The organism is Paraburkholderia sp. AV2, from assembly GCF_054968425.1.
On record NZ_JBANLK010000001.1, the window covers coordinates 69,446 to 87,821 of the forward strand.

Below are 18,376 nucleotides of genomic sequence, written 5' to 3' on the forward strand. Positions count from 1 at the left end.
CCACCCCGCCGCGGCTGCCGCCGAGTCCGATGCCGGCGCCTACCCGACTTCGCGCGCGGCTACCCCGCGCCGAGGCATCGCCACGCTCAAGCCATGATGAGAAAGCCATGACGAAGCTCACCGAACCCGTTTCCGACCAACCCACCGCCCAGGCCGACGAGCCGCAAAGCGCCGCGCCGGGCGTCGCGAACTTCCGCGACCGCGCGTTCCTGCTCTCGCACGTCGAAGACACGCTGCGCTTCTACGCGCCCAACGTGTACGACCCGAGCGGCGGTTTCCGCCACTTCTTCCGCGACGACGGCTCGGTCTACAACGCGCACACGCGGCACCTCGTGAGCAGTTGCCGTTACGTCTTCAACTACGCGATGGCCTATCGCGAGTTCGGCGATCCGCAGCACCTGGAGTACGCGCGCCACGGCCTGAAGTTCCTGCACGACGCGCACTGGGACCCGCATCACGAGGGCTATGACTGGGAGATCGACTGGCGCGACGGCAAGAGCCGCACGCTCGACGCTACGCGCCACTGCTACGGCCTCGCTTTCGTGCTGCTCGCGTATTCGCATGCGGCGATGGCGGGCATCGAAGAAGCGCGCCCGATGATCGGCGCGACCTTCGAGCTCATGGAGCGCCGCTTCTGGGACGCGGCCGCGGGCCTCTATGCCGACGAAGCGAGCGCCGACTGGGTCGTGTCGAGCTACCGCGGCCAGAACGCGAACATGCACGGCACCGAGGCGCTGCTCGCCGCCTACGAGGCGACCGGCCACGTCGTCTATCTCGACCGCGCGGAGCGCATCGCTTCGAACCTCACGCTGCGCCAGGCGAAGCTCTCGCAAGGACTCGTGTGGGAGCACTATCACGCCGACTGGTCGGTGGACTGGCACTACAACGAAGAGGACAGCTCGAACATCTTCCGGCCGTGGGGCTTCCAGCCGGGCCACCAGACCGAGTGGGCGAAGCTCCTGCTGATCCTCGAGCGGCATCGTCCGCTGCCGTGGCTCCTGCCGCGCGCGATCGAACTCTTCGACGCGGCCATGGCGCACGCGTGGGACAACGACCACGGCGGCCTCTACTACGGCTTCGGCCCGGACTACACGGTCTGCGATCACGACAAATACTTCTGGGTGCAGGCCGAAACGTTCGCCACGGCCGCGCTGCTCGGCAAGCGCACGGGCAACGAGCGCTTCTGGGACTGGTACGACGAGCTGTGGCGCTATAGCTGGGCGCACTTCGTCGATCACCGCTACGGCGCGTGGTATCGCATCCTCACGTGCGACAACCGTAAGTACAGCGACGAAAAGAGCCCCGCCGGCAAGACCGACTATCACACCATGGGCGCGTGCTACGAAACGCTCAACGCATTGCCCGGCCGCGGCATGGCACCCGCCATCGGCCGCAGCGCGGCGCTCGCGCACGCGGCAGACGCCCAGCAGGAAGGAGAAGGAGCTACGCGATGAGTACCTGCAACACGGGTCCCGACTTCTCGTCGGGCTTTCCGGCCTTCGTGTCGGCCGGCGACATCCTCACCGATCTCGTTCGCGTTCCGGCACCGGACGGCACGCCCGCGCACGGCGATTCGCACTGGCGCGCGCATCCGGGCGGCGCGGGCTGGAACGTCGCGCGCGCGGTCGCGCGGCTCGGCCTGCCCACGGCATGCGTGGGCGCGCTCGGCACCGACAATTTCTCCGACGAACTCTGGAACGCGAGCGTCGCCGCGGGCCTCGACATGCGCTTCATGCAGCGCGTGGCGCAGCCGCCGCTGCTCGCCATCGTTCATCAAACGCATCCGCCCGCCTACTACTTCATCGGCGAGCAGAGCGCCGACCTCGCGTTCGATCCCGCGAAGCTGCCCGAAGGCTGGCGCGCGCACGCGAAGTGGGCGCACTTCGGCTGCATCAGCCTCGTGCGCCAGCCGCTCGGCGAAACGCTCGCGACACTCGCCGCCGAACTGCGCGCGGCCGGCGTGAAGATCAGCTTCGACCCGAACTACCGCAACCTCATGGCGCACGGCTACGAGCCGATCCTGCGCCGCATGGCCTCGCTCGCCGACCTCATCAAGGTCTCCGACGAAGACCTGCGCATGCTGTTCCCGAACCACGGCGAAGCGGAGGCGATCGCGGCCATGCGTGCGCTCAATCCGGCCGCCACGCTGCTCGTGACGCGCGGCGCGCAGGCCGCCTCGCTCCATACCGTCGACGGCGAAGTGATCGAAGCGGCGCCGCCGCGCGTCGAAGTGGCCGATACGGTGGGCGCCGGCGACGCATCGATCGGCGGGCTGCTCTTCAGCCTCATGAGCACGCCGCAGCGCACGTGGCGCCAGCATCTGGCGTTCGCGCTCGCCGCGGGCGCGGCGGCCTGCCGGCGGCCGGGCGCGCATTCGCCGACGCTCGACGAAGTGGTCGCGCTGCTCGCGGACTAGCGGCCCACCCTAGGCTCCCGCTCGCGCCGCTAACGGGTCCGCACTGTCACGAGCGTGCCCCGCAGCCGCGCGGGCAACGTGCTAGCATGGAATTTCCTCCCTGGCATTGCGCGACCGCGCGGGCAGCGCGCCGGGAAGGCGTTTCCGTCCACGAGGAGCATGCTATGGAAGACGTCACCTATACCAAGGGGATCTACACGGCAACTGCGGTGGTGCGGCCCATGGACGGCGGGCAGTATCAGGGCCTCGTCTCGCTCTCGCGCGACGACGGCGAGGAACTCGAGAACTCGGTCTACGAAGTGGATGGCGCATCGGGCACGCCGGAAGAGGCCCTGGAAGAAGCCAAGGCGCTCGCGCACCGCATTCTTGGCGAACTCGAACTGTAAGGCGCCTGCCGCGCCCGAGCGTCGGGCAGTTTCACCGGTAATCCGGCTGGAGGCGATCATGGCCGATCAGCTCTTTCTCTACGGCGTCTATGCCATCCGCGTGCATCCGCTCGAACTGCAGGGCGCGCGCTGGGACGCCGAATATCAGATCACGCACCGCGACAAGCCTGTGCAGCCGTGGATCACGATCGGCGGCAATGCGGATTTCGGCGCGCCGGCCGACGCCGTCGATGCCGCGCGCCGCCAGGCGATCGCCGATATCGAGCATGGCGCGGGCATACCGAGGCCGCATACGTTTCCTTGAAGCTCCCCTGACGGAAGCTCCCCGGCTGTGCGCGTAACGGCACGCAGCCTCTTCCCGTGCTTGTCCAGTCTCTTCGGCATTGCTACGCTTCTTCCCATTTCAGCCCGAAGAGACCAACATGACGCCCGAGCCGTTGCAGCCCAGTGCGCCCGAGCAAATCGCCGAAGAACGTACTGGCCCGACCGGCGGGTTCCGCGGCGCGCCGCGCAAACTGCTTGTCGGCGCGCGCCAGTTCATGGTGTACGGCATGCCGTCCACGGGCTGGCGCGACCTCTACCACACTGCGCTCACGATGCGCTGGCCCACGTTCTTCGCCTCGCTCGCCACCCTGTTCCTGATCCTCAACGCGCTCTTCGCCTGCCTCTACCAGCTCGGCCGCACGCCTATCGCCAACCAGTTTCCGCATGGCTTCGGCGGCGCGTTCTTCTTCAGCGTCGAAACGCTCGCCACGGTCGGTTATGGCGACATGCATCCGCAAACGATCTACGCCCACATCGTCGCGACCTTCGAGATCTTCGTGGGCATGTCGGGCATCGCGTTGGCCACCGGGCTCGTGTTCGCCCGCTTCTCGCGGCCGCGCGCGAAGATCATGTTCGCGCGCGAGGTGGTCGTGCATCCCATCGACGGCCACACGACGCTGATGGTGCGCGCCGCCAACGCGCGCCAGAACGTGATTGCGGAAGCGGGGGCGAAGCTGCGGCTCATGCGCGTCGAAACCTCGTCGGACGGCTACACGGCGCGGCGCATCTACGACCTCAAGCTCGTGCGCGACCAGCATCCCATCTTCATGCTCGGCTGGAACCTGATGCACATCATCGACGAATCGAGCCCGCTCTACGGCGAAACGCCCGAATCGCTCGCGCGCCAGCGTGCGTCCCTGCTGGCGATGATCGAGGGTTCCGACGAATCGACGGCGCAGACCATGCAGGCCCGGCACACGTGGTCGGATAGCCAGATCCACTGGCAGTACCGGTATGTCGATCTGCTCTACGAGGTGGACGGCGTGAGCCACATGGACTATTCGTATTTTCACGACATCGAGCCATACGACGGTCCTCCGGCGCACGGCGTGAATCTGGTCTGAGCGCGCTTTTCCGCAGTCGCGGAACGACCGCGGAAAATTCATCTCAAAAAATTCGGACCGTGCGTGGCTTCTCGCGCAACGAGTCTGTCCACCGGGGTAGTTAGCAAAAAATTTCCGTCATTGGCGCGAAAAAATAGAGTCTCTTTCGACGCGTTCCGACACCGGGCGCGTTGAAGCACTAAAACGGAGACTCCCCCCATGACCGCCCGCCCCGCGTTCGGCGACTTGCCCCCTTCCGGGCCCGCGACGCCCGAGCTCGCCGACTACCGCCTGAGCGACAACCTCACCGCCACGCGCGGCCGCATCTTCCTCACCGGCACCCAGGCGCTAATCCGCCTCGCGCTCATGCAGCACGCCGCCGACGCCGCGCGCGGCCTGAACACCGCGGGCTTCATCAGCGGTTATCGCGGTTCGCCGCTCGGCATGGTCGATCAGCAGGCGTGGAAAGCGAAGAAACTGCTCGACGCCGCCGGCGTGCGCTTCCTGCCCGCCATCAACGAGGAGCTGGGCGGCACGGCGGTGCTCGGCACGCAGCGTGTCGAGGCCGATCCCGAGCGCACGGTCGAAGGCGTCTTTGCGATGTGGTACGGCAAGGGCCCCGGCGTGGATCGCGCCGGCGACGCGCTCAAGCACGGCAACGCCTACGGCTCGTCGCCGCACGGCGGCGTGCTCGTGGTGGCCGGCGACGATCACGGCTGCGTTTCGTCGTCCATGCCGCACCAGAGCGACTTCGCGATGATGGCGTGGCACATGCCCGTCGTGAATCCGTCGAACGTGGCCGACATGCTCGAATTCGGCCTGTACGGCTGGGCGCTCTCGCGCTATTCCGGCGCCTGGGTGGGCTTCAAGGCGATTTCGGAGACCGTGGAGTCGGGCTCGACTGTCGATCTCGACGCGATCAGGACCGACTGGCACGCACCGGATAGGGCCATGGCGGGTTTCACGCCGCCCCCCGGCGGCCTGCACAACCGCTGGCCCGACCTGCCGAGCCTCGCGATCGAAGCGCGTCTTGCCGCGAAGCTCGACGCCGTGCGCCACTTCGCGCGCACGAACAGCATCGACAAGTGGATCGCGCCGAGCCCGCATGCGAACGTGGGCATCATCACCTGCGGCAAGGCCCACCTGGACCTGATGGAGACGCTGCGCCGCCTCGACATCACGGTCGAAGATCTCGACCGCGCCGGCGTGCGCATCTACAAGGTGGGCCTCTCGTTCCCGCTGGAGATGTCGCGCATCGACGCCTTCGTCTCGGGCCTCACGGACGTGCTCGTGATCGAGGAAAAAGGCCCCGTGATCGAGCAGCAGGTCAAGGACTACCTGTACAACCGCAAGGAGGGCGCGCGCCCCGTCATCACGGGCAAGCATGACGAGAACGGCACGCTGCTGCTCTCCGAACTCGGCGAACTGCGTCCGTCGCGCATCCTGCCCGTGTTCGCGGCCTGGCTCGCGAAGCACAAGCCGGCACTGGACCGCCGCGAGCGCGTGGTCGATCTCGTCGCGCCGCAGATCCTCTCGAACGTGGCCGACGCCGTGCGCCGCACGCCCTACTTCTGCTCGGGCTGCCCGCACAACACCTCGACCAAGGTGCCCGAAGGCTCCATCGCGCAAGCCGGCATCGGCTGCCACTTCATGGCTTCGTGGATGGAGCGCGACACCACGGGCCTCATCCAGATGGGCGGCGAAGGCGTGGACTGGGCCGCGCACTCGATGTTCACGAACATGAAGCACGTGTTCCAGAACCTGGGCGACGGCACGTACTTTCATTCAGGCATCCTTGCGATTCGCCAGGCCGTAGCCGCGAAGGCCAACATCACCTACAAGATCCTCTACAACGATGCCGTCGCGATGACGGGCGGCCAGCCCGTGGACGGCAGCATCTCGGTGCCGCAGATCGCGCGCCAGGTGGAAGCCGAAGGTGTCTCGCGCTTCGTGGTGGTGAGCGACGAGCCCGAGAAATACGACGGCCATCACGGCCTGTTCCCGAACGGCACGACCTTCCACCATCGCAGCGAGCTCGATACGGTGCAGCGCGAACTGCGCGACACGCCGGGCGTGACCGTGCTGATCTACGACCAGACCTGCGCCGCCGAAAAACGCCGCCGCCGCAAGAAAGGCGAATTCCCCGACCCGGACAAGCGGCTCTTCATCAACGAGGCCGTCTGCGAAGGTTGCGGCGACTGCGGCGTGCAGTCGAACTGCCTTTCGGTGGAGCCCATCGAGACCGAACTCGGCCGCAAGCGCCGCATCGACCAGTCGTCGTGCAACAAGGACTACTCGTGCGTGAACGGCTTCTGCCCGAGCTTCGTGACGATCGAAGGTGGCAAGCTGAAGAAGGCCGCGGGCGCCGCGTTCGATCCGCAGACGCTCGCCGCGCGCGTCGCCGCGCTGCCCGTGCCGCAAACGCATCTGGACAACGCGCCCTACGACATTCTCGTGACCGGCGTGGGCGGCACCGGCGTCGTGACGGTGGGCGCGCTCATCAGCATGGCCGCGCACCTGGAAGGCAAGAGCGCCTCCGTGCTCGACTTCATGGGTTTCGCGCAGAAGGGCGGCTCGGTGCTCTCGTTCGTGCGCTTCGCCGCCACCGACGCGCTGCTCAACCAGGTACGCATCGACACGCAGCAGGCCGACCTGCTGCTCGCCTGCGACATGGTGGTGGGCGCGGGCGCCGATGCGCTGCAGACCGTGCGCCACGACCGCACGCGCATTGTCGTGAATACGCACGAGATTCCGAATGCGTCGTTCGTACAGAACCCCGAAGCGAACCTGCACGCGGACGCGCTGCTCGCGAAGATGCGTCACGCGGCCACGAACGGTGCCGCGACGACGCAAGATCCGCTTTCGACGTGCGATGCCCAGGCGCTCGCGCAACGCTTCCTGGGCGACACGATCGGCGCGAACATCGTGATGCTCGGCTTCGCGTGGCAGCTCGGCCTCGTGCCGGTCTCGCTCGCGGCGCTCACGCGCGCGATCGAGCTCAACAACGTGGCCGTGCAGGCGAACCTGATGGCGTTCTCGATCGGCCGCCTCGCGGCCGCCGACCCCGCCGCGCTCGAATCGCTCGACGCCGCGCGTAAGCAGCTCAACGCGCCGAAGTTCACGCAGACGCTCGACGAGCTGATCGCCGACCGTGAAGCACGTCTCGTCGCCTATGGCGGCGCGGCCTATGCGAAGCGTTACCGCGTACTCGTCGATGCGGCCCGCGCCGCGGACAAGCGGGAAGACAAGGTGCTCACGCGCGCCGTCGCGACGACGTTCTATCGCCTGCTGGCAGTGAAGGACGAATACGAAGTCGCGCGGCTGCACACCGATCCCGCGTTCCGCGCCGCGCTCGAAGCGCAGTTCGAAGGCACGGCGGGCCGCGACTTCACGGTGAAGTTCAACATGGCGCCGCCGCTTGTTGCGCGCGCAAAGCATGGTGCGCAGTTTTCAGAAGCGCCACGCAAGATGCAGTTCGGTCAGTGGATGTGGAAAGCGCTCGGGCTGCTCTCGAAGGGCCGCGGCCTGCGCGGCACGTGGCTCGATCCGTTCGGCAGGACGCTGGAGCGCCGCATGGAGCGCGCACTCGCCGACGACTACGAAGCCACGATGCGCGGCGCGCTCTCCCACATCGATGCGGAAACGGCGGATGACATCGCGAGGCTCGCGGGTCTGTATCAGCGCGTGCGCGGCTACGGCCACGTGGAGCTTGCGAACCTCGCGGCCGTGAAGCGCAGCGAACGCGAACTGACGGCGCGGTTGAAGCTTGAGGCAAAAACGAGCGCCGTGGTGCAGGAGGCTGTCGAGTCGTTTAAGGGTGCGGGAGCGCTGCGCGGGATCCCTGTGGTCGTGGCGAAGTGATGCGCGCGACGTAAGCGCAGGGAAGCACAAGGGGCTGCCGGAGGGCCGCCCCTTTCATTTTCAGCTCAGCCAGCGTACGCCCAGACGTTCACCGTGGCTCATCCGAAAGCCAGTCCACGTCCCCGCACAACACACACAGCCTGTCGCCCACGTGCACGGCCATCGAAAGCGTCACGCACGGCAACGCCTCGTTGATCGACAGATAAGGCGCCGTAACGTGCACGCGCCCCGGCCCGGTCAGCGCGGCACGAAAGTAAGGACGCCTGAGCCAGTTCGCCCCCTGCGCGTCGTCCAGCGGCAGAAAGCGCGCATCGTGCTGCGCACGGTCGACGCGCAGCACGACGTTGCGCCCCGCCTGCCGTCCGTTCGCATCGAGCAGATAGCAGCGCGCCGCGTAATCGAGCCCGAGAAAATTCCAGCACACCTCCTCCAGCGGCTCGCCGGCGCCAAGCCGCTCCGCCGCGCGCTCGAAGGCGCGCACATAGGGCGCGAGCCGGCTTGCCGAGCTGCGCTCGCGCTGCTCGGTCTGCGTGCGAAAGCGCTCGGTCGCCTCGGCGATCACGGACTGCGCGTGCGATGCATCGGTGAGCCCCGGCGCGGGCCGCGCGAAGAAAAAGCCCTGCGCGAAATCCGCGTTGCACGACAGCGCGAGCTGCGCCTCCTGCTCCGTCTCCACGCCTTCGATCAGCACAAGCTTGCCCGCCTCGTGCAATAACTCGACGAGCGCGGGCAGCGTCGCCGCCATGTCCGCGCGATGCGCCGCGTGCAGCAGCATGATGCGGTCGAGCTTGACGATGTCGGGATTGAGCTGCCACACGCGGCCGATATCGACGTGGCCCGCGCCGAAGTCGTCGAGCGCCACGAGAAAGCCGCGCTCGCGAAACGAGGCCGCGGCCTGCGCGAGCTGGTCGAGGTCGGCGGCCTCTTCTTCGAGCACTTCGAGCACGATGCGCCGCGGCGGCAAGTCGAGCCGCCGCAGGTTCGCGAGCAGCGCCGCCGTGTGATACGGCTCGATCAGCGTGCCGGGATGCACGTTGAGGAAGAGCCATTCGCGCTCGGCGCCGAGCAGCTTGAAGTTCTCGATATGCAGCCCTTGCGCGAGGCGATCCAGTTGCAGCGTCTCGCCCACGCGCGCCGCTTCGCCGAATACGTCGATTGGCGAAATGGGGCGGTCGAGCGCGTCGTGCGCGCGCAGCAGTCCTTCGTAACCGATCGCCCGCATGTGCGAGAGGCTGAAAACCGGCTGGAACACGCTCGTCAGCGTGAGGTCGCCGTGTTGCGCGCTGTAGCGCTCCAACCCCGAAGCGACGCTCATGCTGAAGCCGTGCGGTGCGGCGGCCGTTCTGTCCTGTTGCTCTGTGGTCATGCCTTCCTCTCGCGCGAGACCGGCGCCGGCGTTAGCGCGAGGCGCTCGCGCGGAGATGGCCGCCGGGGCCGGTTCATTGCGTCACACGCAGCGGGAAAGCAAGGTCCGTGCTCGCTCGCACTCCGATGTGACGCACATCGGAATGCAGGTAAGGAACACGCCGCATGCCTCGCGAACGGGCATCGAGCGCGCAGCATATGCACCGGAACTGTGCACGTGATGCGCTGCCTCGCCGCTACCGCTTCGCGGCATCCGTCCGCCCCCTCGGGCTAAACTGTCCCGACCTGGCCGGCCCACCGGCCGCTTCCGCCAACCTTTCCGCATCAAGGGGACGCATCGGCATCCCCGTCTTCGCCCAATCGATGGAAATCCTTTTCACCGTTCTCATTCTGCTCCTGGCGGTGGCGCTTTCGGGCGTCGTCGTGCGTCTTTTGCCCGTTAAATTGCCGCTGCCGCTCGTGCAGATCGGCATTGGCGCACTGCTCACGTTTCCGCGCGTGAACCCGCACGTCACGTTCGACCCCGATATCTTCATGGCGCTGTTCATCCCGCCGCTGCTGTTCGCGGACGGCTGGCGCATCCCCAAGCGCGAGTTCTTCCTGCAGCGCCGCGCGATCCTCACGCTCGCGCTGGGCCTCGTGCTCTTCACCGTGGTCGCCGTGGGCTATTTCGTGCACTGGCTCGTGCCGCAGGTCTCGCTGCCCGTCGCGTTCGCGCTCGCGGCCGTGCTCTCGCCCACCGACGCCGTCGCGCTCTCCGCCATCGCCGGCAAGGACCGGCTGCCCGCGCAACTCATGCACATCCTCGAAGGCGAAGCGCTGATGAACGACGCGTCGGGCCTCGTCGCGCTCAAATTTGCCGTGGCCGCCGCGCTCACCGGTTATTTCTCGCTGCATGCGGCCGCGCTGAGCTTCGTCGTGATCGCGGCGGGCGGGCTCGCGGTGGGCGCCGCGATCGGCTGGATTTTCAGCTTCGTGTCGGCGCGCTTTCTCAATGTCACCGACGATGGCGACCCCGCGCCCGGCGTCGTGATGACGCTGCTGATTCCGTTCGCGGCCTATCTCTTCGCCGAGCATATGGAATGCTCGGGCGTGCTCGCGGCCGTCGCGGCGGGGATGATGATGAACTACACGAGCGTCGCCCACATGGGGCCCGTCTCGGCGCGCGTGCGCGCGGCGAGCACCTGGACGATGATCGAATTCGTCTTCAACGGCATGGTGTTCACGCTGCTCGGCCTGCAGTTTCCGGGCATTCTCGGCAAGGCGCTGCTCGATGCGCATCACACGAGCAACGCGCAGATGCTGCTGCTGATCGGCTATGTCGCCGCGGTGCTCGCGGCGCTCTACGCCATGCGTTTCGTGTGGGTCTGGCTGCTGCGCTGGGTGGCGAGCCGCAACGCGGCGCGTCGCGGCATGGCGAGCGCCGTGCCGGGGCTGCGCACGGTCGCGATCACGACCGTGGCGGGCGTGCGCGGCGCCGTCACGCTCGCCGGCGTGCTCTCGCTGCCCGTGGCGCTTGCCGACGGCAGCGCGCTGCCCGGACGCGACACGGCCATCTTCATCGCGACGGGCGTGATTCTCGCCTCGCTGCTCGTGGCCATCGTGGGCCTGCCGCTGCTGTTGCGCAGCGTGGGCCGCGCCGGCGTGCCGCCGCATGCGGCCGAGGAGCGCGCCGCGCGCGTGCAGGCCGCGCAGGCGGCCATCCGCGCCATCGACGCCCTGCACGACGAAGTCAGCGAGCAGCTCGACGAATCGGATGCCGCCTACGCCGCCGACACGACGGCGCGCGTGATGGACATCTACCGGCGGCGCATTGCGACGCTCGACTCCGACCGCGACCGCAGCCAGCACGCACGCCGCGGCGAAGCGCTGGAGGTGCGCATGCGCCTCGCCGCCATGCGCGCCGAACGCGCGACGCTGCTCGCCCTGCGCAACCAGCAGAAGATCAACGACGAAACGATGAACAAGCTGGTGCGCGAGGTGGATCTCTCCGAGACGGCGATGACTACGCGCAGACGCGGGCGCGGCTGAACCGCGCCTGGGGTGCCTGGGTATGCGAAGCGAAGCGGTGTGACCCGCGACGCGGCACAGCGCAGCGTGGCCTCAAACAGCGGCCTGCTGCGCCGGCTTGCGGCGCAAAAGCGCGTAGAGAATGATCGCGCCGAAGGTGGCCGTGCCGATGCCGCCGAGGCCAAAGCCGCCGAGCTTGAGCGAGAAGTCGCCCGCACCGAGCACGAGCGTGACGGCGGCGACGATGAGGTTGCGGTTGTCGGAGAAGTCCACCTTGTTGACGACCCAGATGCGCGCGCCGGTCACGGCAATGAGGCCGAACACGACTATCGACACGCCGCCCAGCACCGGGCCCGGAATCGTCTGGATCACGGCGCCGAACTTCGGCGAAAAGCCGAGCACGATCGCGATCAGCGCGGCCATGGCAAATACGAGCGTCGAATAGATGCGCGTGACGGCCATCACGCCGATGTTCTCCGCGTAGGTCGTGACGCCCGTGCCGCCGACAAAGCCCGAAACGACGGTGGCAATACCGTCGCCAATGAACGCGCGGCCGATGTAGCGGTCGAGGTTCGTGCCCGTCATCGCGGAAACGGCCTTGATGTGGCCGAGATTCTCGGCGACGAGGATCACCGCGATCGGCACGAGCAGCGCCATGGCGTGCACGTCGAAGACCGGCGCGCCGAACTTCGGCAGACCGAACCATGCCGCGTTGGCGACGATCGAGAAGTCGATCGGCTTGCCGAGGCCCATGCCGTTGGTGACGATCGCGTAGATCGCGTAGGCGATCAGGAGGCCGACGAGAATCAGCAGGCGCTGCAGCATGCCGCGCGTGAAGACCGCCACCGCGCCCACGCAGAGCACGGTGACGAGCGCCATCCACGCATCGAACTGCGAGCCGCTCACGCCCTTCACCGCGATAGGCGCGAGGTTCAGACCGATCACGCAGACGATCGCGCCGGTGACAACAGGCGGCATCAGCGTTTCGATCCACTTCGTGCCGACGGCCGAGACGATCAGGCCGATCACCGCGTAGACCACGCCGCACGCGATGATGCCGCCGAGCGCGACCGGAATGTCCGGGTTCGGCCCGTGGCCGCTATAGCCCGTCACCGCGATCACGAGCCCGATGAAGGCGAAACTCGAACCGAGATAGCTCGGCACGCGCCCGCCCACCACGGCGAAAAACAGCAGCGTGCCGATACCCGACATGAAGATGCACAGGTTCGGATCGAAGCCCATGAGCAGCGGCGCGAGCACGGTCGAGCCGAACATCGCCACGACGTGCTGCACGCCCATCGCGACCATCTGCGGCCAGGCCAGGCGCTCGTCGGTGGCGACAACGCCACCGGCACTTTGGGCGCCGCTCGACTGCAGGCGCCAGCGGGGGAAATAGGAATCGGACATCGGGAGGGCTCCTCTTGGCGGCGTGTTCTGTTTCCGATTGTCTGGGGAGGTGTCGCCGAAGCGCCCGCGCGGCGCCGGACACCCCGGATGGAAATCAGGCGCGAGTGTACGGAGCCGCAAACTGCCTGGCAAGCTGCGGCGAACACGCACACCACCAGGATGCCGGTCAAGAATTCGTCTTAGTCTGATATCTGTCGGCCGGCTTGGCCGATAGACTGCTTATTGCTGCGTGACCCCATGACAGTTCATGCAGAAGCTGTAAACTCTCCGACTTCCCGCTCATGCCTACCGGCTTGAGCGGTTTTTTTTGGCCGCTGTTCTTGCCGCTCCCGCCCGCCCGGGGGCAACTGCCGGGCAATATGGGCCGCCTCAGCGCGCCACGCCAGCCCCCTGCGCGCCGTCCGCCATGTCGGGCTGCCAGGCCATCACGCGATTGCGGCCGGCGCCCTTGGCCGCATAGAGCGCGGCATCCGCCGCTTCGACGAGATCGCGCCAGGAGCCGAACCCGCCCGCCGCCGTGCTCGCCACGCCCACGCTCACCGTCAGGACGCCGATGGGGCTGCCCTCGTGCGGCATTGCCAGCGCCTCGATCGCCGCGCGCACCCGCTCGGCCACCTCCCTCCCGTGGGTTTCGTCGGTGTCGGGCAGCATCAGCACGAACTCCTCGCCGCCATAGCGCGCCGCGCAGTCGCCCGGGCGCCGCGCATGCGCGCCTGCCGCGTGCGCCACCGAAGCCAGCGCCCCGTCGCCCGCGAGGTGGCCGTAGCGGTCGTTGTAGAGCTTGAAGCGGTCCACGTCGAGCATCATCAGCGCGAGCGGATTGCCGGTGCGGCGCGCGCGTAGCCACTCGCTGTCGGCGCGCGCCTCGAACGCCCGGCGGTTGGCGAGCGAGGTGAGCGGATCGGTGCCCGCCTGCTCGCGCAGTTCCCGCTCAAGCTGGCCGCGCTGCCGCAACTGCCGCGTGAGCATCACCCCGAGCGCGATCAGCGCGACGTCCAGCACGCCCGCCAGCGCCCCGATGATCCAGGCGCGCACGCGCCATTCGCGGTAGATGTCGTGCGCGGCCAGCGCGACGCTGAACACCAGCGGATAACCTGGCACGCGGCGGAACGCGTACCAGCGCCGCACGCCGTCCACCGGACCGTTCGCGAAGAAACCGCCCGAATCGGCATGGCCGTAGCGCTGGAACGGGACCGTGGCGGACTGATCGGCGCCAATCAGCTTCGGGTCGTAGGGCCGGCGCATGAGCAGGGTGCCGTCCGCGAGCGTGAGCACGAGCGTGCCCTCCGTGCCGAGATCGACACCGCTGAACAGATGCCGGAAATAGTCGAGGCGCATGGCCCCGACCACGATGCCCGCGAACGAACCATCGGGATTCGAGCGGCGGCGGCTCAGGCCGATCGTCGCGTCCGGCGGCCCGTCGTGCGGAACGAAGGGATGGCTCACGTACAGGCCCCCGTACGGCGAGTCGCGCTGCACGATGAAATAGTCGCGGTTGGCCACATTGAGCGTGTGCGGCGTCGCGTAGCGCGAATCGAAGACGACGTCGCCGGCAGCGTTGGTCACGAGGATCGCACCCAGGTTCTTCGCCGTCGTCGAGCGGTCGAACAGCATGTTCTGGCGAATATCGGCCGGTAGCGCGGCGAGGCGCGGGTCGTCGAGACCGTCGATGACGGCTTGCAGCGAGAGGTCGTACACCTCCAGATTGCGCGCGGCGTCGCGCTCGAACAGCAGCGCCATGTTGTACGTCGCGGCGCGCGCGGTGACGAGCGCGTCGTGGCGCATCTGCGCCATGACCCAGGCGGCGACCAGGGTCACGAAGGCGCAGAGCGCGACGGCGACGGCGAGCACGAGGTTCGGACGGCGCGTCAGCATGGCGTGGCCCGATCGCGCAGCCCCACGATGGCGCCGGACTCGATCCAGACGCGCCACTGGCTCGGGAAATCGAAACCGGGATCGGCGGCGAAGGCCACGTCCAGGGCCTCGTCGAGCGTTGCGCCGCGCTGGATCGCGGCAAATGCCAGATGGGCCGCTTCGGTATGCGTCAGCAGCATCGGAGGCCATTGCGGTCGCACGACGAGCGACCACGACGGCGTATCGACCCGCTCGGGCCACGCGCCGCCATTCGGCTGGTGCGCACGCCAGATCGCATCGACGGCATACGGCGAGGCCAGCGCCGAGCAGGCGGGATGTACTTCAAGACGCGCCGAGGCAAGGCGGTCCGCGCCAGGCTCATGCCATTGCTGCACGGTGAGCGGCGTGGAGTTCGCCGCGAACGTTGCGACGTGCAACGCCCATTCGAGCCGCGCGATGTCGCCGAAGCAGGCATAGCGCGGATCGGTCTCGTAGTGCTCGACGAACGCCGGCAGCGCTGCGCCGAAACGGTTGAGATCGGCATCGTGCGCGGGATGCGCCCGCGCATAGGCCAACGCGAGCGCCTCGAACCAGGCTTCGCCGCCCAGCGCCGCCAGCACGGGCCAGGCATTTGCCAGTGCGCGATGGCGCGCCGCTCGCACATTGCCGCGATACAGGCCGATACGCTCGCGCAGATGCCGCTCCCCCGCATCGCCCGAATTTAAGGAGAACTGGAGATGTGCGGCGAGCGCCGCGTCGGCGGCCGGATCGTCGAGTGAAGCGGCGAAGGCCTTCTGTAGCGATTCCAGCATTTCCGGCTGCGGCATCACTGAGCCTCCGCTTGCTTGCCGCTGTCGGCGGGCGCCGCCATGCGTCCGCGCGCGCGATGTGCCTCGTCGAGCAGCACGTCGAGGGGCGGAATCGCCGTGTCCCATTCGATCAACGTGGGCACCGCGCCGAAACGCTGCAGGGCGGCCTCGTACAGCAACCACACGGCGGGTGCGACACGCGAGCCATGATCGTCGATAACGGCGACCGACGTCACGCGATGCCCCGCGAGATGGATCTCGCCCACGACCTCCGCCGGCAGCGCGCGGATGGCCGCGAGCGCGTCTTCGCCATGATTGCACTGGTTGACGTAGAGATTGTTCACATCCAGCAGCACGCCGCAGCCGGTGCGGCGTGCAAGCTCGGCGAGAAATGCGGTCTCGCCGAGCGTATCCTCACGAAACCTTACGTAGGCCGAAACGTTTTCGATCAGCACGGGCTGGCGCAATACGTCCTGCATCTGCGCGACCCGCGCACAGAGGTGATCGAGCGATGCCTCGCTCAATGGCATCGGCAGCAGATCGTGCCACGCGCCATCGCGCGTCGCGCCCCAACACAGATGCTCGGAGACGACGGCCGGTTCGATGCGCTCGCAAAGACGCCTGAGCCGCGCGAGATGCACCGTATCGAGCGGTACGGCCGAACCGAGCCCGAGGCCCACGCCGTGCAGGCTCACCGGCAGATCGCGCCGCACTGTCTCCAGCACATGCAGATCGTAGCCGCCCTCGCCGAAGTAGTTCTCGCTGTGTACCTCGACCCAGTCCACCGCGGGCGTGGCGGCGAGGAACTCACCGTAATGCGCATGGCGCAGCCCGATGCCGACGCCCGCTGGGACACGCGCGGCGCGCGGCGCGCCGCCGCTGCCGGCGTTCATTTTTCCGGCGTGCCGCCGAGCTTCTCGCAGGTGCCCTTCGGCAGGGCCTTGAAGTCGCCCTTGTCGTTGTCGACCTTCGCCTGGCCCGCGCAGTCGTGCACGCCGGTCTTGCTCGCGCAGTCGTTCTGCCCGGCCTTCGCCACGCCGTAGCAATTCACCTTGTCGTCCGCGTGCGCGACGCCCGCCGTGGCAAGCCCCGCCAGCGCGGCAGCGATCAGAGCCTGACGGTTGAGACTGTTCTTCATGGGAAAGCTCCTCGATTGATCGTGTTTCATGCGGGCCGCGAGCGTTGTGTGCAACCCGTGCGCACTATTTTGCCCCACAGCGCGGCGGGCGGACCGGCAGCGTGGATTCCGCGGGCTTCTTCGCCATGCCCGGAACGCGATCTCCCCGGAATTATCTCGAATCTGGTAACGATGTTTGCTGCATTGCACTATTTTTCTTTGGAGTGCAGCGCAATAAAGTGCTCGCAACGGTTCGAGCCATGCGATTGCTACGGACCGAAACATAATTTCGGAGGTAAATACCATGAAGACCCTGATCGCTGCCGCTCTCGCCGCAACCGTTCTCGCCGCGCCGGCACTCTCGTTCGCCCAGCAAAGCCAGCAGCCGCTCACGCGTGCCGAAGTTCGCGCGCAACTCGTCCAGCTCGAACAAGCCGGCTATCGCCCGGACCGTTCGAGCCCGTACTACCCGGAAGACATGCAGGCCGCCGAGGCGCGCGTTGCGGCGCAGCAAAACACGGCGTATGGCGCCTCGACGAGCGGTTCGTCGCAAGCGGGCAGCCATTAAGGTCTAAAGCCGACGCATTGCGCGCCGGCAATCGCTATCCGCGCGAAGGGCCAGCCTTTGCGCGACGCTCGCGGCCTGACCGCGTGAAGATTGTCGGAACAGGTCCGCTCTCCAGTTCGATATCGAGAGCGGACCCGTTGTCATTTCTGCCAGGGGCTACACGCCCGCCGCGCGCACAGATACCTCCGCTGCCGGACTCCCGGCAGCTTGCCCGGACGGATCGCCCCGATTCGCCCGGGCCTTTTTCCTTTTCCTTCTCCTGTACGCACCGGCTCAGAAGCCGTGCGTCACCAGCGAGAGCACCGAGAGATCGGGATGCGTGCCGTCCACGATACTGTGGCCAACATGGACGGCTTCCTCGACGGCGTCCTGCTCGCTGCGGAACGTGTCGCCGAAATCGGCGTGGAACGACACCGCGTGGCCCGGCATGGCCGCATCCGCGCCTGGGTGGCAGACATAGGCCGTGTACGTGTAGCGGTTGCCGCCATCGTCCGCCTGGGCCGGCGCGACGTGGATCTCGAAACCTTCGTAGTCGAACTTTTGGGTCGATGCTTGCGGACCGGTCATGGCGGCCTCCGTTTGCCGCGGGGTGGGCGGCGGCGGTGTGGGCCCGGCGGTGGGTTATCGGCCGGGCCGCTCCTTCCGGGAAGTTTAGGTGATGGGGGCGTGGGTGGCGGGTTTGTTGGGGGTACCGCCCGACGAGCGAGCAAGGGGATGGTCTCCGGCAGACGCCCGATCCCAAAGGCGTAAAACAACGACCCTAGCGGCAAACCACGCGGTGTAGGAATCGTGACATGCCGTGTCCGGACACCCAATGTTTAGGGTTGGTTGAGATCGGGAAGCATTGGTAACAAGCGCAGTAGGCCGCGCGCTCGAATACTCACGCCTACCAAGAATTCAGAAGGTTACGGACGATCAGAACCCTTTTCCAGCTTGGGGGATGCCGCAAGGTTGACTCTCACGCTCGCTGCGGTCCCAGTAGAGTCGTGGCGTGATTTCTACCAATTACCCACGCGGGGTCGAAGTTGAATTAGCGCCACAAATTTGCCACACGTGATGTGCAAAAACCTGCGCCAGAATGCAAAACAACGCACTACATCGCAAGACGTAGTGCGTTGTTTTTATTGAAATTTTTGGTGGAGCGGAGGAGGATCGAACTCCCGACCTTCGCATTGCGAACGCGACGCTCTCCCAGCTGAGCTACCGCCCCAACGAA

Annotated in this window: 15 protein-coding genes and 1 tRNA gene; 8 read left to right on the forward strand and 8 right to left on the reverse strand. The window is 67.2% G+C overall.

Annotated elements, in window-relative coordinates:
- Positions 1-107: 107 nt before the first annotated feature.
- The 6 genes from V8683_RS00350 to V8683_RS00375 all read left to right on the forward strand — a co-directional run bounded on the left by V8683_RS00350 (position 108) and on the right by V8683_RS00375 (position 8,030).
- Positions 108-1,454, forward strand: coding sequence for an AGE family epimerase/isomerase (locus V8683_RS00350; protein WP_411187568.1), 1,347 nt, complete (start codon positions 108-110; stop codon positions 1,452-1,454).
- Positions 1,451-2,416 carry a carbohydrate kinase family protein gene (locus tag V8683_RS00355; protein WP_411187570.1) on the forward strand — a complete coding sequence of 322 codons (966 nt, stop codon included), beginning with the start codon at positions 1,451-1,453 and terminating at the stop codon, positions 2,414-2,416. Before V8683_RS00350 ends, V8683_RS00355 begins: the two co-directional genes overlap by 4 nt.
- A 164-nt stretch (positions 2,417-2,580) precedes the next feature.
- A complete protein-coding gene (locus V8683_RS00360) occupies positions 2,581-2,802 on the forward strand; it encodes a hypothetical protein (RefSeq protein ID WP_411187572.1) in 222 nt (73 codons plus the stop codon).
- 58 nt (positions 2,803-2,860) lie between these two features.
- Positions 2,861-3,106, forward strand: a complete 246-nt coding sequence (locus V8683_RS00365; RefSeq protein WP_411187573.1) for a hypothetical protein — start codon at positions 2,861-2,863, stop codon at positions 3,104-3,106.
- 118 nt (positions 3,107-3,224) lie between these two features.
- Positions 3,225-4,190 (forward strand): ion channel, encoded by a 966-nt coding sequence (locus V8683_RS00370; protein ID WP_411187575.1) that lies wholly within the window; start codon positions 3,225-3,227, stop codon positions 4,188-4,190.
- A gap of 198 nt (positions 4,191-4,388) precedes the next feature.
- Positions 4,389-8,030 carry an indolepyruvate ferredoxin oxidoreductase family protein gene (locus V8683_RS00375; protein WP_411187577.1) on the forward strand — a complete coding sequence of 1,214 codons (3,642 nt, stop codon included), beginning with the start codon at positions 4,389-4,391 and terminating at the stop codon, positions 8,028-8,030.
- Between the two features lie 88 nt (positions 8,031-8,118).
- Here the strand turns inward: V8683_RS00375 and V8683_RS00380 are convergent, their stop codons facing one another.
- Entirely contained in the window at positions 8,119-9,396 is a 1,278-nt protein-coding gene (locus V8683_RS00380) for a sensor domain-containing phosphodiesterase (protein WP_411187579.1), read from the reverse strand.
- 362 nt (positions 9,397-9,758) lie between these two features.
- On the opposite strand from V8683_RS00380, the gene V8683_RS00385 reads away from it, so the two are divergent.
- On the forward strand, positions 9,759-11,426 hold the full coding sequence (locus V8683_RS00385) for a Na+/H+ antiporter (RefSeq protein ID WP_411187581.1): 1,668 nt from the start codon (positions 9,759-9,761) through the stop codon (positions 11,424-11,426).
- A 72-nt stretch (positions 11,427-11,498) separates the two neighbouring features.
- Here V8683_RS00385 and V8683_RS00390 read toward each other — a convergent pair whose 3' ends face one another.
- From V8683_RS00390 to V8683_RS00410, 5 genes are all read right to left on the reverse strand, one after another.
- Complete coding sequence (locus tag V8683_RS00390; protein WP_411187583.1) at positions 11,499-12,812, reverse strand: solute carrier family 23 protein; 1,314 nt, start codon at positions 12,810-12,812, stop codon at positions 11,499-11,501.
- A 369-nt stretch (positions 12,813-13,181) separates the two neighbouring features.
- Positions 13,182-14,687, reverse strand: a complete 1,506-nt coding sequence (locus V8683_RS00395; RefSeq protein WP_411187585.1) for a sensor domain-containing diguanylate cyclase — start codon at positions 14,685-14,687, stop codon at positions 13,182-13,184.
- Positions 14,681-15,493, reverse strand: coding sequence for an HvfC/BufC family peptide modification chaperone (locus tag V8683_RS00400; protein WP_411187587.1), 813 nt, complete (start codon positions 15,491-15,493; stop codon positions 14,681-14,683). The genes V8683_RS00395 and V8683_RS00400 overlap by 7 nt, the downstream gene beginning before the upstream one ends.
- Positions 15,493-16,368 (reverse strand): MNIO family bufferin maturase, encoded by an 876-nt coding sequence (gene bufB, locus V8683_RS00405; RefSeq protein WP_411187588.1) that lies wholly within the window; start codon positions 16,366-16,368, stop codon positions 15,493-15,495. The genes V8683_RS00400 and bufB overlap by 1 nt, the downstream gene beginning before the upstream one ends.
- Positions 16,365-16,613, reverse strand: coding sequence for a BufA1 family periplasmic bufferin-type metallophore (locus V8683_RS00410; protein WP_411187590.1), 249 nt, complete (start codon positions 16,611-16,613; stop codon positions 16,365-16,367). Before V8683_RS00410 ends, bufB begins: the two co-directional genes overlap by 4 nt.
- Positions 16,614-16,896: 283 nt before the next feature.
- On the opposite strand from V8683_RS00410, the gene V8683_RS00415 reads away from it, so the two are divergent.
- Positions 16,897-17,160, forward strand: a complete 264-nt coding sequence (locus tag V8683_RS00415; protein ID WP_411187592.1) for a DUF4148 domain-containing protein — start codon at positions 16,897-16,899, stop codon at positions 17,158-17,160.
- Positions 17,161-17,433: 273 nt separating this feature from the next.
- Here V8683_RS00415 and V8683_RS00420 read toward each other — a convergent pair whose 3' ends face one another.
- Both V8683_RS00420 and V8683_RS00425 read right to left on the reverse strand, forming a co-directional pair.
- Positions 17,434-17,727, reverse strand: a complete 294-nt coding sequence (locus V8683_RS00420) for a hypothetical protein (RefSeq protein WP_411187594.1) — start codon at positions 17,725-17,727, stop codon at positions 17,434-17,436.
- Positions 17,728-18,294: 567 nt separating this feature from the next.
- A tRNA-Ala gene (locus tag V8683_RS00425) sits at positions 18,295-18,370 on the reverse strand.
- Between the last annotated feature and the right edge of the window lie 6 nt (positions 18,371-18,376).

Bases quoted from the DNA above. Each gene is read 5' to 3' on its own strand.
- V8683_RS00400 (WP_411187587.1), bottom strand. From the start codon at position 15,493: ATGCCGCAGCCGGAAATGCTGGAATCGCTACAGAAGGCCTTCGCCGCT.
- V8683_RS00390 (WP_411187583.1), bottom strand. From the start codon at position 12,812: ATGTCCGATTCCTATTTCCCCCGCTGGCGCCTGCAGTCGAGCGGCGCC.
- V8683_RS00370 (WP_411187575.1), top strand. From the start codon at position 3,225: ATGACGCCCGAGCCGTTGCAGCCCAGTGCGCCCGAGCAAATCGCCGAA.
- bufB (WP_411187588.1), bottom strand. From the start codon at position 16,368: ATGAACGCCGGCAGCGGCGGCGCGCCGCGCGCCGCGCGTGTCCCAGCG.
- V8683_RS00385 (WP_411187581.1), top strand. From the start codon at position 9,759: ATGGAAATCCTTTTCACCGTTCTCATTCTGCTCCTGGCGGTGGCGCTT.
- V8683_RS00365 (WP_411187573.1), top strand. From the start codon at position 2,861: ATGGCCGATCAGCTCTTTCTCTACGGCGTCTATGCCATCCGCGTGCAT.
- V8683_RS00380 (WP_411187579.1), bottom strand. From the start codon at position 9,396: ATGACCACAGAGCAACAGGACAGAACGGCCGCCGCACCGCACGGCTTC.
- V8683_RS00410 (WP_411187590.1), bottom strand. From the start codon at position 16,613: ATGAAGAACAGTCTCAACCGTCAGGCTCTGATCGCTGCCGCGCTGGCG.
- V8683_RS00415 (WP_411187592.1), top strand. From the start codon at position 16,897: ATGAAGACCCTGATCGCTGCCGCTCTCGCCGCAACCGTTCTCGCCGCG.
- V8683_RS00420 (WP_411187594.1), bottom strand. From the start codon at position 17,727: ATGACCGGTCCGCAAGCATCGACCCAAAAGTTCGACTACGAAGGTTTC.
- V8683_RS00355 (WP_411187570.1), top strand. From the start codon at position 1,451: ATGAGTACCTGCAACACGGGTCCCGACTTCTCGTCGGGCTTTCCGGCC.
- V8683_RS00360 (WP_411187572.1), top strand. From the start codon at position 2,581: ATGGAAGACGTCACCTATACCAAGGGGATCTACACGGCAACTGCGGTG.
- V8683_RS00375 (WP_411187577.1), top strand. From the start codon at position 4,389: ATGACCGCCCGCCCCGCGTTCGGCGACTTGCCCCCTTCCGGGCCCGCG.
- V8683_RS00395 (WP_411187585.1), bottom strand. From the start codon at position 14,687: ATGCTGACGCGCCGTCCGAACCTCGTGCTCGCCGTCGCCGTCGCGCTC.
- V8683_RS00350 (WP_411187568.1), top strand. From the start codon at position 108: ATGACGAAGCTCACCGAACCCGTTTCCGACCAACCCACCGCCCAGGCC.